The 12,257-nt window shown below is 69.5% G+C and carries 10 protein-coding genes; 2 read left to right on the forward strand and 8 right to left on the reverse strand.

Features of this window, described 5'->3' with window-relative positions; translation table 11 throughout:
* Positions 1-10: 10 nt before the first annotated feature.
* A complete protein-coding gene (locus ACIQUC_RS09180) occupies positions 11-4,438 on the reverse strand; it encodes a beta strand repeat-containing protein (protein ID WP_402265864.1) in 4,428 nt (1,475 codons plus the stop codon).
* 273 nt (positions 4,439-4,711) lie between these two features.
* Positions 4,712-5,995, reverse strand: coding sequence for an SGNH/GDSL hydrolase family protein (locus ACIQUC_RS09185; RefSeq protein ID WP_402265867.1), 1,284 nt, complete (start codon positions 5,993-5,995; stop codon positions 4,712-4,714).
* A gap of 218 nt (positions 5,996-6,213) precedes the next feature.
* On the opposite strand from ACIQUC_RS09185, the gene ACIQUC_RS09190 reads away from it, so the two are divergent.
* Complete coding sequence (locus tag ACIQUC_RS09190) at positions 6,214-6,684, forward strand: hypothetical protein (protein ID WP_402265870.1); 471 nt, start codon at positions 6,214-6,216, stop codon at positions 6,682-6,684.
* 78 nt (positions 6,685-6,762) lie between these two features.
* On the opposite strand, the gene ACIQUC_RS09195 is transcribed toward ACIQUC_RS09190, so the two are convergent.
* The gene (locus tag ACIQUC_RS09195; protein ID WP_402265872.1) at positions 6,763-7,500 is read right to left on the reverse strand and encodes an alpha/beta fold hydrolase; all 738 of its coding nucleotides are present in this window, start codon (positions 7,498-7,500) and stop codon (positions 6,763-6,765) included.
* A 52-nt stretch (positions 7,501-7,552) separates the two neighbouring features.
* On the opposite strand from ACIQUC_RS09195, the gene ACIQUC_RS09200 reads away from it, so the two are divergent.
* A complete protein-coding gene (locus tag ACIQUC_RS09200) occupies positions 7,553-7,990 on the forward strand; it encodes a MarR family winged helix-turn-helix transcriptional regulator (RefSeq protein ID WP_402265875.1) in 438 nt (145 codons plus the stop codon).
* A gap of 6 nt (positions 7,991-7,996) precedes the next feature.
* Here the strand turns inward: ACIQUC_RS09200 and ACIQUC_RS09205 are convergent, their stop codons facing one another.
* The 5 genes from ACIQUC_RS09205 to ACIQUC_RS09225 form a co-directional block, all read right to left on the reverse strand.
* Entirely contained in the window at positions 7,997-8,602 is a 606-nt protein-coding gene (locus ACIQUC_RS09205) for a TetR/AcrR family transcriptional regulator (RefSeq protein ID WP_022906862.1), read from the reverse strand.
* A gap of 71 nt (positions 8,603-8,673) precedes the next feature.
* Entirely contained in the window at positions 8,674-9,216 is a 543-nt protein-coding gene (locus ACIQUC_RS09210; RefSeq protein WP_402265879.1) for a MarR family winged helix-turn-helix transcriptional regulator, read from the reverse strand.
* A 64-nt stretch (positions 9,217-9,280) separates the two neighbouring features.
* On the reverse strand, positions 9,281-9,463 hold the full coding sequence (locus ACIQUC_RS09215) for a hypothetical protein (RefSeq protein ID WP_022906860.1): 183 nt from the start codon (positions 9,461-9,463) through the stop codon (positions 9,281-9,283).
* 130 nt (positions 9,464-9,593) lie between these two features.
* Complete coding sequence (locus tag ACIQUC_RS09220; protein WP_402265882.1) at positions 9,594-10,196, reverse strand: hypothetical protein; 603 nt, start codon at positions 10,194-10,196, stop codon at positions 9,594-9,596.
* 1 nt (position 10,197) lies between these two features.
* Positions 10,198-12,231 carry a primary-amine oxidase gene (locus ACIQUC_RS09225; protein ID WP_402265885.1) on the reverse strand — a complete coding sequence of 678 codons (2,034 nt, stop codon included), beginning with the start codon at positions 12,229-12,231 and terminating at the stop codon, positions 10,198-10,200.
* Positions 12,232-12,257: the final 26 nt, after the last annotated feature.

Below are 12,257 nucleotides of genomic sequence, written 5' to 3' on the forward strand. Positions count from 1 at the left end.
TCCTTTCGCGTCAAGTCAGCTGCCAGCTGGCGGTGCCTGACACGCTACAGTGCGGACTCGAGAAAGAGCTTCCGGCACCGACGCCGAATCCACCGTCGCTAGAGATCCCGACCGATGCCAGCCCGGACGAGCATTTGCCTTCGACTCCAAAACCGTTCCCAAAATTGCTCGTTGAACCGGTGCCGCTAACTGAGAAGCCAGGGTTACCCGCGCCAACGGAGAAGCCAAGGCCGCTGTGCCCTTCGGTGTCCCAGTTGTAGGAGACCCCTCCGCAGATCCAGTAGCATCCCTCGAAGCCCACCCCGAACGTTGCCCGGCCAAGCGGGTCGGAGCTGTTGATTGGGTCGTCGGCGGCGTACGCGTACCTGTTGGCGTTGGTGGGGCTGAGGGGGGCGTCGAGGGTGTCGCGTTCGATCCACCCGCCCGTCGCACTGGTCTGCCAGCGATACCCGAACTTGGTGAGTCCGTTGTCGGTGCTGGACGAGCGGAGCCCGGCTTTGAAGCCGTACGGGTTCTGCTGCCATTGCGCGCTCGAGCTGCCGTTGACGGTTTCTGCGCCGTAGGGGTCGTAGGACACGGTGTAGGCAGTGTTGCCGGTGTCGGCGATCGCGGCCGCGGGGTTTCCGATCCCGTCAATAACCCACATGCTCGTGACACTGTCGGTGGTTTGCAGGTCCATCGGCTGTCCGGTCGTCGGGTCGCTGATCACCGACGCGGTGCCCGTGCCGGCGATGGCGCGGCTGGTGATCACGGGGACGCCGTGCTGGTCGGCGGTGCCATACGTGTAGTCGTACTCCGCTCCGCCGTCTGTGGACTGCTTGAGGAGCTTGTTCATGTCAGCGCCGGCGTACTCGTACCGGGTAGTGACGCCGTTCTCCGTCGACGCCGTCAGCTGCTGCGCATCGTTATACGTGAACGTCGCACCCGGTGCCGCGGTCAGGTTCCCGACCCCGTCGTACGCGTACCCGGCCGAGGTGATCTGCCCGACCGCGTTGTACGTCAACGTCTGCGAGCTCGTGGTGTCCCCGGTCTGCTTCGCGGTAAGCCGATTGCCCGCCGCGTCGTACGTGTACGACCACGTCGTGTTCGTCGCACCGCCGGCTTGCGCGGCCTTGGTGAGGCGGCTGTTCGAGTCGTACGTGTACGACGTGGTCTTCTGCCCGCTGCCGGGGAGGTCGTTGCGGGACCACTGCAGCTTGTCACGGTCGTTGGCCTTGTCCGCTGCGCAGTCGCCGCTGGTCGCAGAGCCGGCGATGTAGCAGTAGAGGGTGTTCACGACCGGGGTGGCGTCGTTGTCGCCGGCCCAGGCGCGGACACGGGTGACCTTGCCGGAGGAGTCGTAGTCGATGTGCTGGTGTCCCTGCCACGACGCCGGCTTGACGCCGGGCGTTGCGGTGCTGGAGGTGCCGAGCCAGGTGTCGGTGCGGCGGCCGTGGTCGTCGGTGAGGTAGATCTGCTTCGCCTTCCCGGCATCGGTCGGGTACGTGGTCGCGGTGAGCACGTTCGACGGGTCGTAGTTGTGCGTGACGTCCCCGTGCTGGTCGGTGACGCGGACCGTGTTCCCGGCAAGGTCGTACCCGTACGACACGGTTCCGCCGCCGGCGGTGTTGACCGTGGAGACGAGCCGGTTGCGCTGGTCGAACGTGTTCGTGATCGTCCCGGTCGCGGACTGCTGAGTGAGCTGGTTGCCGTTGCCGTCGTACGTGTTCGTTACCGTCAGCGCACTGTCAGCGAACGTGGTCGTGAGGAGCCGGTCGTCGTTGTCGTACGTGTACGAGGTGACGCCGCCGCCACCGTCCGTGTGGGAGGAGACGCGGCCGAACGCGTCGTAGGCGTACTTCTGCTGCCCGACCGTGTTCGCCGGCGCGTCGATGGTTAGCAGCTGGTTGTTCTTGTCGTAGTTGTACGTCGTCTTGACGGTGTTCCCCGGAGCCGTGGCGGACTTCACTGCACCCCACGCATACGGGTCGACGTCCTTCTTGTTGTACTCGAGCTTCGCGGTCGCAGCCTCCGGACCGGAACCGGTGCCGGTGGAGGTCTGGTTGCCAGGACCGTCGTAGGTGAACGAGGTGGTGTTGCTGGAGGAGTCCGTGGTGGAGGACGGCAGGTACTTCGCCGACGAACCGGAAGCGTCGTACGCGGCGTTCGACTTCGAACCGGAGCTGCTCGAGCTCTGTGTGAGCGACTGGCTCTGGTTCTTGCCGTATTCGTTCGACGATGTCGATGCCGGCAGCTCACCCGACCCGTCAGCCTTCCCGACGGTCGATGTGGCCGTGCCGTTGTTCGCCGAGTTGTAGGTCTTCGACCGCTCACGACCAGCCGCGTCGATCGCCTTCGTGACGAGGTCCCCTGCGTTGAGCGTGTACGTGGTGTGGTCCGCCGTCGCGACGGGCTGGCTCTGGTTCGAGCGGGGGTCGGCGACCTGCGTGGTGTCACCGTCCGTGTACGCGAAGCGGGTGACCGCGGTCCCCGGGGACCCGGCTGTGGTGTTGGCCTGCGAGACCTTCGTGACCCGCTTGGTGGAGTCGTACGTGAACGAGGTCACCCCGCCGGTGGGCGCGGTGATCGAGGTGAGGTCCCCGCTGGTGTACCCGAACGTCGTCTTCGCGCCGGTCGCGTCCGTGTACGTCGTGATGTCGCCCGCGGCGTTCTTCACCCACGACATACGCCGCGAGCTCGAGCCGGAGGTCTGCGTGAACGTCGTCGTCCCGTTCGCGTAGGACACGTTCGCCGTCTTCGCACCATCTGTGCCCGCGGTGGAGACCAGGGTGCCGAGAGAGAACTTGTCCGCCGCGGGGTTGAAGCTGACCTGGTTGCCGTTGCGGTCGTTGACACTCGTGGGCTGGCCGCCGAGGCTGAAGTGGATGACCTGGTTCGTCGTCCACGACGTCAGCGTGTACTCCCGCGTCGTCGCGTTCGCGACCCGCGCCAACGTCATCTGCAGGCCGGGCGGGGACGTGAACGCACCAGCCGTACCGGTGGGCTTGAACTGCCACGCCGTCCCGACCGCGTCCGTGTAGACCACACCCGCAGCGTTCGCCGACAGGTCTCCCGCACCGGCGAGGGCGTACTGCCACCGGTTCGCTTCCATCGTGTTGCTGTTCGCGGTCGTCGTCGACCGCGAGTTGTACGCGGCGCCGATCGTCGTGCTCTGCGTCACGCCCGGCAGTGTCAACGCGCTGGTGGTGACGAGCAGGTTGCCCGTGCCGACGTCGACGCTGGCGTTGGTCTGGTCCGAGATCGGGAACGGCAACGTCGTCGCCGAGGTCCGCTGCCCGGTCACGTTCGTCGACACCGGCCCGCCCGGCAGCCAGTTGTAGGTGCCCTGCAGGTCGAGGACGAAGTCGGTGGTCCCGGAGGAGTTGTTCTGGATCCGCACCTTCCCGTTCGATCCCACGGGCAGGATCGCCGTCGTGGTCCGGATCGATGACGTCGGCGCGTATCCGATGACCGCGCCCGTCGGCTCCGAGGAACCGTCAGCCCACGCCTTCGCGTACCCACCGGTCGTGCCTGAGTGGATCGCCGTGACGGTCACCGCCACCGCAGACAGGCCACCCTCGATCGTCCCGATGCCAGCAACACCCGCGACCTGCACCGCGACCGAAGCGTTCGCGCCGACGCTCGACGACGTGCGCGTGTCGACGATGCGGCCCGTACCGGGCGTGAACCCGCCACCAGGGTTGCTGGGGACGAAGTACCCCTGCACGTCGACCTGGATCTGCACGGTCCCACCGTCGGGGGCGTTGTCGATCGTGATCTTGCCGTCGGAACCGACGGCGACCTGCGCACTCATCGCGGTGGTCAGCTTCGTCGACGGGTAGTTCAACGACCCCGTGCTCTTCGGACCGTCCGACGGCGATGGGCGCACCCAGCCAGCGCCGCCACCGGTGTTCTGCACCACGACACTGACCGCGACCGCGGCCGCGTTCGTCGGAACGCCACCCTTGCCGGTGACCTGGAACGTGATGCTGTCCCCACCCGACAGCGCCCCCTGCCGCACGTTCGTGCCGCCCGCGGTGTTCGCGATCCGGGTCCCCGACAGTGGGACGAACCCACCGGCACCGACCCCGTTCGCCGTGGACGTGTAGTAGCCCGTGACGTCCAGGATCACCCGCGACTGCGCCGTCGACGTGTCGATCCGGATCGATCCGTCGTCCCCGACCGCGAGCAGCGACGTGTTCGAGGTGTTCCCCGCCACGCCACTGCCGTAGATCATCAGCAGCGTCGGCCCGTCGCTCGACTCAGCACGGCCCTTCAGTTGCCCGGTACCGTTCGCGTCCGCCACGGTCGCCAGCACACTGATCGCGCCGACACCGTCAGCGGGGATGCCCTTCACCCCGGCGACCGGCACCGTCGTCGACGAACCGGCAGGTGTTGCGCCATCGAAGATCCTGGCGTTCGTCGGCAGCGGCACGAACTGCCCACCTGTGCCCGTCACCGCGGCCTCCGCGGGAGCGGGTGGCGAGACCACCGCCAACAACGACCCCAGCAGCGCCACCAAGGTGACGACGGCCAGCACGACCCAACGAGAACGAACAGACAACGGCGACGTCGCGAACACGCGCAGAACCCCTCAACAGGTCGCAGCCAGCGGAGCCGCCCCCATGACGGCACTGTGCAACCACACAGCACGCTACGGAGCATCCCTCACCACTGCTCCCCCACGAGAGGGGGTAGAAAGTTCCGCGCTCGAACCGACACGCCTCCAGCTCTAGCGGATGACGAGGTCGTCGAGTCGCGCGCGGGTGTCGGTGATCCGGATGCCGCCCCTGGTGGCGGAGCCGTTGAAGCTGTCCACGCTGGAGTACACGGCGGGGCCGTCGACGTAGATCTTGATCTTCGCGCCGTCGGCCCTGACCCGCACGGTCGAGCCGGGCTTGACCTCGCGATTCAGTGCCTTGCCGATCTGGATGAACCGACCGTTGACGCGCTTGTAGACCTTCGCGTTGCCCTTGCCGGACCCGTGGACGTCGAGCACGAAGTAGTCCTTCGCACTGCTCAGTCGCCACACCGGCCCCGAGCCCTTCGACGAGATCGTCGTCATCGTGAGGCTGATGTCCACCATGCGCTTCCCGGTGTCGACGGTGGCCGCGGATTCGCGGACGCTCCCGCTGCTGGCACGGTAGGCGCGGCCACCAGTGATGCCGTACTTCACTCCGCCGACGGTCGAGTAGGACCGACCGTGCAGGTCCTTGCCGAGTCCGGTGATGAGGTCGGACCGATTGAACGAGTCGTAGCGCACCGCCGGAGCCGGCGTCACGACGTTCTGACCCTCACGGAGTCGCACACCGCGCAAGGCGGAGGTGATCGCCGCGGTGATGTGCACCTGTCCGACGTCGTTCGGGTGCTGGCCGTCCGGCCCGAGCATCGTCGCTTTGTCCCATCCGGTGGACGCATCGGCGATGATGACCGATCCATCCTTCGGGTACTCCGAGACGACGCTCCGCAGGGAGCGGTTGTACCGGGCGACGTCAGCGTCGGTCGGTGGTGACGGGTACCGCGCGTAGCCCTTCGACGTCGACGGGGTGTCGAGCACGATGACGATCGTGGGCGGGAACGGTCCGGTGCCACGAACCCAGTCGATGAACCCTCGGACGTTTGCCCTGAACGTGGTCTCGGGGACGTGCCGGCCGACGTCGTTCTGGCTCCCGAGGTACGAGACGACCCCGTAGTCGCCGCGGTTCCAGGTCGAGCGCGCACGGGCGAGGATCTGCGCCGTCGACGCCCCGCTGATCGTCTGGTTCGACCAGAGTGCCGGGTCCGCGCCGAGGCCGTCACGGACCATCGCCGGGTACATCCTGCTCGGCACTGCGCCGGAACCCGGTTGCACCTGTCCGAACGAGTGACCGTACGCGGCGTACCGCACACCGCGCAGCACCTCGGTGCCGGGCTCCGGAGCGGCCTGCGCGCCGCTCGGGAGGAGCGCGCCGATGACTGCGAGGACGACCGTCGCCGCCGTGATGACGACAGAGCGATGACCACGGGTCGTGCGCATGTGCGTCCCCTTCCGGACGCTGCGTGCGCCACGACAGATGTGGGCGCACCGATCGCACCCCTGGCCCACGCTAGGACAGAAGCATGCTCAGCTTCTCCTCCCCCTTCGCGTGACACACGCGAAGGGGGAGGACAGGGAGACCGCAGCTGAACGCCCCCTCACCCACTCGCAGCGATGCCCGGCGACCAGCGCCGCCCGCCGCTGCCAGGATGAGCGCCGTGCGGAGACGGTGGGTGGTGCTCGGTGGGATCGCCGCCGTCGCACTGGTCGCCGCCGTCACGGTGACCGCGGTGTCGGTGACGCACGCGCAGGACGTGGCCCGGCGACTCCCGCCCGCGAGCGCGTCCTCGGAGCAAGTCCTCCGCGTCTACCTCCGGGCCGCGACGGCACACGACTGCGGCCTCACCGAGGCCCTCTCCGACGGCGGCTCGGACCCCACTGCCTGGTGCGGCGGACGGACCCCGTCCTCGTGGTTCGACGACCACCCGGACCTGCTCGGCTACCGGCACATCGGGGCGGTCTCACGACTGAGCGCGAGGGAGACGGGCCGGTCGGCGGAAGAGTGCATCCCGGTCGACATCACCGAGACGAACATGAACGGTGCCGATCCGGGCGTGCTGACTGGGTGGCAGTTCTGCTTCCGCCACACCCCGCAGGGCTGGCGCCTGACCGACGAGGGCTACGGCTGATCGACCGGGCTCCGGCTGACGAACGACGGTGACGGACAACGATGACGACCGGCCAGCGAGCGCCTCGGCTGACCGCCGTCACCCGAGGAACGGGTCGACGACCGCCCAGGTCGCGTCCGGGTTCTCGAGGTGCGGCAGGTGGCCGGCGGCCGGCACCACGCGGAACTCCGCACCCGGGATCGCGGCAGCGACGGCGCGCCCGTACGCCGGGGTGACGACACGGTCGCTCTCGCCGAAGACCACGAGGGTCGGCACGGCGACCGCTCCGAGCCGCCCGAGCAGGGTCGGGTCGCTCATGGACCGTCCGGCGACGGCTGCCATGGTCAGCCCGTTGGCCTGCTGCACCGCACGCTGCTCGTCGGTCATGGTGGCCGGATCGCGGTGTCCACGCTCGGGGTCGTGCCACGCGACCTCGGCGAGCCCGCGGGCATCGAGCGCGAAGAAGTCCGCGATGGGTTCACCCTCGACCACGGCGCCGACACCGTCGATGTCGACCACCGCGCCGACCACGCCGGCATAGCGGTGGTCGGCAGCCGCGCGCAACGCCATCTCGAGCGCGAGCCACCCGCCGATGGACGAGCCGACGAGCACCACGTCGTGGAGCCCCTCGGCGACGAGTCCGTCGAGGTAGGACGTCGCGAGGGCCCCCACCGAGTCGATCTCGGCCGGTCGGTCGGTGCCGTCCCAGCCCGGGTGGGTCGGCGCGAGGACGTGGAACGACGGTGCGAGGTGCTGGGCGATCGTGGCGACCGTCTGCGGGCCACCGCCGCCGTGCAGGACGAGGGCGGTCCGGGGAGCGGGGGAGGAAGTGGACATCTGCGCAACCTATCTCAACATGTTTATCTACGGATGTTGATACGGTAGCACCATGACGACGGACCTGGAAGCGCTCGGACAGGCGGTCAAGCGCGCGCAGTACCGCAACCACCGCGCGATGGACGGCGCCCTGCGCGACGCCGGGGTGTCCCTCGTCCAGTGGGATGCCCTCCGTGCGATCGACCGGATGCCGCACGCGTCGGGGCACGACCTCGCCGTCGCGACCTTCCAGAGCGACCAGGCGTTCGGCACGCTCGCGAACCGGCTCGTCGATCGCGGGCTCATCGCGCGGACCGCGGGGCGGGGGCGGCGGATCGAGCACTCGCTCACCGACGAGGGACGCGCCACCCTCGCGCACGGCCAGCGCATCGCCGCCACGGTCCTGGACGACCTGTTCGCGCCGCTCGGCGAGCACGACCGGGCGACGCTCGCGACGGTGCTCGGGACGCTCCTCCGTGACGAGGCACCCCCCGTCACACCGACGGCCTGACGCCCCTCAGCCGGCCGGCGGCACGATCTGCTCGAGCAGCCGGAGCACCCGCTCGCCGTCCACGGCCTCGGGGTCGAGCAGCCACTGCACCTGCAGCCCGTCCGACGCCGCGATGCTGAGTGACGCGAGGTCGACGGGGTCGAGGTCCGCCCGGATCCGCCCGGACGCCTGGTCCGCCTCGATCAACGCCGCGAGCTCGGCCCGCAACCGGGTGAACCGCTCGCGCATGAAGTCCCGGGTGGCCGGGTGGCCCTCCTGCACGGCGTCGGCCGCCAGCGTCGTGTAGAGCTGCACCAGCCCGGGCACCGCACGGTTCCGCGAGGCGCTCTCGCGCATGTCGCCGATCGCGGACTTCATCCGGTCGGGGGCGCCCTGCTCGCGGACCTCGTGCTCGCGGTAGACCGCGAGCAGCAGCTCGTCGCGGCTCGGGAAGTAGTGGCGCAGCGCGGCGTGGGTGATCCCGAGCGCTTCGGCGACGGATCGCAACGAGGACGCGTCGACGCCCTGGTCGGCGACCATCCGGATCGTCTCGTCGAGGATCTGGGTCCGACGCTCGGCTCCCTTGCGGTAGCCGCGTCGCGGCGTGGCCGCGTCGTCGTCGGGGTGCGTCATGCCCCCAACTTACCGCTGGAAGGTTTTTTCCGGGAGGCGCGGATCGCCGGGGCGCGGGACCATCCGGTCCGTCAGTGGCCGGCTTCGTCGTCGACCGTGTACTCGTCGACCGGCGCGGGGGCTCCGCCGACGAGTGCCTCGGTGATCCGTGCGAGGCACCGGGCGAGCACGTCGTTCTCGTCGGACGACAGGTCGTCCATGACCCCGACCACGGCTTCGTGGAAGCGCGCGTAGGACGCGTCGATCTTCGCGGCCGCCTGGTCCGTCGGCTCGAGGACCTGGGCGCGACGGTCGGTGGGGTGCGGGGCGCGCACGAGGTCGCCCTTCTCGACGAGCCCGTCGACGATCTTCGTCACCGAGGCGTTCGACACCGCGAGCATCACGGCGAGGTCCTTCGGACTCATCGCCCGACCGTCCCGGTGCGCCTGGAGCATGTACCGCACGGCGAGGAACTCGTTCTTCGAGAGACCACTCTCGGACCGCGCCTGCTCGAGCTGCTGCTCCTCAGCGTGCTGCAACCGGAGGAGGGCCTCGAGCGCACCCTTCGCGGCACGCGTCCGGGGTTCCCGGGCGTAGAGGTGCATGTGCTCGCGGCGGACGACGGTCAACGGCATGTGGTCGGGTGTGCTCTCTGCCTGGTTCGGGTCGGGGATCTGGTTCGGACCGGTACGGCGCGGTCTAGGCGGCCGGGACCGAGAAGAAGTCGGCGTAGGACGGCTCGGCGCGGCCGGACAGCAGCGACGGGTCCTGGATGCGGCGCTGGACGTACGCGTCGATCACGGCGGGGTCGGTCAGCCCGACGCGCGTGTGCGTCCCGCTGAGCCGTGTCTGTCGCGGCATCCCGGTGTACGTGCTGTGCATTGCGATACCGCCCTTCGTCATCCGTGCTGTCCCGTGTGGACGTCAGAACTATTTCACGGAGTAAACGATCAGGGCAACGAACTGTTCGTTTTCTGTACGGTTAGCGCACCGAATTGTTAGAAGAACCGAACTACATCGGTGTCGTTCCGAGCATCGCCGCCGCCATCACCGCGACGGCGACCCCCATCGCGAGCGTCTCCACCAGGCCGAGCACCGGGGAGCGGTGCCGCACGCCGTCCCGCACCACACGGGCGGTGAGGACCAGGTGACCGACCGCGAGGCCGGCCAGCACGAGGTGCCAGGTGACCCCGACGACACCGGCGTGCTCGTGCATGCCGGACATCCCGACGCCGGACGCGGCCGGGCCGCCCATCCCCCCGACCCCGAGCGCACCCATCGCGAGCAGGCCGAGCGCGGCGTGCAGTCGCCCGAACCGGCCGTGCGCCGAGGCGTCGCGACCCGCCGGGGCCGACCCGTCCCTCCGCGGCCCCGCCGCATCCGGACCGGTCTGGAACCGGTGCGCGGCCGCCACCGCGACGGCGAGTGCCGCGAGCACCACGAACCAGACGACGCCGGGCAGGACCCGTGGTGCGAAGACGCCGTCGAGCATCGCCGCGACCATCACCAGCGCGGCGAGCACGTCGACCGCACGGCCGGGGCGCCAGGCCCCGACCGTGCAGCAGGCCCCGGCGGACGCCGGCACGATGGCGGCGAGCCCGAGCACGTCGGTCACGTCAGTGACCGTGCCCGTGGTCGTTGGTGGCCGCGTCGTGGGCGGCCTCGACCCCGCCGGACGCGTGGTGCGAGCAGTGCGACGCGGCCGTCGCGCCGATCGCCGCCGGCACGTTCAGCGCCGGGTTCCGCGGGAAGAACCCGTACGGCTTCAGCGTGAACTTGGCGTAGTCGACCGGCATCACGGGCCAGTCCTCGGGTCGCGGGAAGTGCGTCGGACCGAAGGTGTGCCACAGCACGATGTCCTCGCCGTCGAGCGACCGGTCGCCCTGGACGTACCGGGCCACTCCGTCGCCGCCGGGGTTCTGGTGCACGAAGTCCCCCGCGGCGAAGCGCTCCGCCGGGTCGTACTGCGTGACGTACAGGTGCTTCCGGGCGAACTCGGCACGGGCCGCGACCGAGGACGAGTCGTCGGCGAGCAGCACCGGGGCGTCCTGCGGGTACAGCACGTAGCCGGTGGGACGGTCGAGGTGGTTGCGCTCCTCGGTGTTCGAGATGAACCACGTGCGGGCCTTCGACGCGTCGGCGAGCCGGCCGGACGTCGCTTCGGACGCGATGCGGGTCACGGACTTGGTGAAGGCGTTCCCGTGCTCGTTGCCGGGGCCGACCGGCACGCGGACGGCGTCGACCTCGTCCACGGCGTTCGACAGCCCGTCGACCATCATGTCGAGCCGCGCCGAGAACAGGTGCTGGTGGTACGGGGCACCGAGGCCGGGGGCGACCTCGGAGGCGTACGGGTAGTCCGCGCCGTCGTCGGAGCGTCCGGGGTAGGACGACGTGAAGAGCACACCGGTGAGCTTCGCCTCGCACTCGATCGTGCCGTCGAGGTACAGGTACCAGTAGAACCCGTAGTCGTAGTTGCCCACGGTCGTGAAGAACGAGATCACCAGGCGACGGGAACGACGGACCTCCTGCGAGCCGGTGTAGATGTCACCGTGCTTCCAGAGCGTGCCGAAGTCCTCCTCGTGCATGCAGATGCCGTTCCGGATGGTCTGCGGGTTCCCGAGTTCGTCGGCCAGCACGGCGTCGAAGTACCGGATCTCGCCGACGCAGTCGCAGCCGAGCTCGAGCGAGTTCGTGAAGCGTCCGAACAGGTACTCGCCGGTGTCGAAGTAGTTCTGCCAGAACCGCACCGGGGCCGGGTCGCCGTACGGCACGAGCATCTCGTCGATCGACGCCCGGTACACGATCGGGCGCAGCCGCTCGCCGTCCTGCCACGACAGCTGCCGGAGCACGAGCCCCTCGCGGGCGTCGAAGCCGACCTGGAACCGCCAGTTCGCCCACTCGACGAACTCGCCGTCGACGCGGAACGACGGTCCCTCGGGCTGGGTGATGACGATCGGCTTGAGGTCGAGCGGCTCGCCCTGCATCGCCGGGTCGTCGAAGTTGCCGGAGGTCGTCGGCACGGGCATCTCCGCCACGTCCACGATCCGCGTCACCGTGCGGTTCGCGGCGTCGACGTAGGCCGACAGCCCGTCGACGGGGTGCGCCCACACGTGGTCGGCGGGGTGGTCCTGCTTGAAGGCGAGGACGCGCAGGATGCGTCGGCCGACCTCCTCCGGGTAGTCGTAGTACCCGGCGGACAGCGGGACGCACTTGACCTCGTCGGCGGACAGGCCGCGCTTCGCCAGGGCGGCCACCCAGCGCTCGTCGGCGTTCGCGATCTCACCGACGGCGTCGAACTCCTCGATGAGGACCGGCAGCTGACCGCGGGAGCCGTCGAGGACGTCGGTCCGCAGCACCGCGCCGGTGGTGATCGACACGACACGGTCCGTGGAGCGACCGGTCGCCATGTCGAGCAGCATCACGCGTGCCGTGCGGTCCGGCAGGGGGCCGTCGCCGGCCTGCCATGCGAGGACCTCGTGCTTGGGCGGCTCCTCGAGGCCGACGTACGCGAAGCGGGTGGTGTCGGTCCAGTCCGGCTGCGCCGTGACGAGGTCGCGGACCGCGGTGAACTCGTCGGGGGTCAGGCTGCCGAGCGGGTGCGCGGTGGTGGCTGCGTCGGTGGTCACGGTGGTCGGGTCGGTGATCGTCATGTGCGTGGTGCTCCTTGCGTGGTGCG

It is taken from the genome of Curtobacterium sp. NPDC098951, assembly GCF_044759965.1.
GTDB lineage: Bacteria > Actinomycetota > Actinomycetes > Actinomycetales > Microbacteriaceae > Curtobacterium.

What these genes read in the sequence shown, in the direction of transcription:
- ACIQUC_RS09185 (WP_402265867.1), bottom strand. Translation starts at nt 5,995, where the DNA reads ATGCGCACGACCCGTGGTCATCGCTCTGTCGTCATCACGGCGGCGACG.
- ACIQUC_RS09195 (WP_402265872.1), bottom strand. Translation starts at nt 7,500, where the DNA reads ATGTCCACTTCCTCCCCCGCTCCCCGGACCGCCCTCGTCCTGCACGGC.
- ACIQUC_RS09200 (WP_402265875.1), top strand. Translation starts at nt 7,553, where the DNA reads ATGACGACGGACCTGGAAGCGCTCGGACAGGCGGTCAAGCGCGCGCAG.
- ACIQUC_RS09205 (WP_022906862.1), bottom strand. Translation starts at nt 8,602, where the DNA reads ATGACGCACCCCGACGACGACGCGGCCACGCCGCGACGCGGCTACCGC.
- ACIQUC_RS09210 (WP_402265879.1), bottom strand. Translation starts at nt 9,216, where the DNA reads ATGCCGTTGACCGTCGTCCGCCGCGAGCACATGCACCTCTACGCCCGG.
- ACIQUC_RS09215 (WP_022906860.1), bottom strand. Translation starts at nt 9,463, where the DNA reads ATGCACAGCACGTACACCGGGATGCCGCGACAGACACGGCTCAGCGGG.
- ACIQUC_RS09225 (WP_402265885.1), bottom strand. Translation starts at nt 12,231, where the DNA reads ATGACGATCACCGACCCGACCACCGTGACCACCGACGCAGCCACCACC.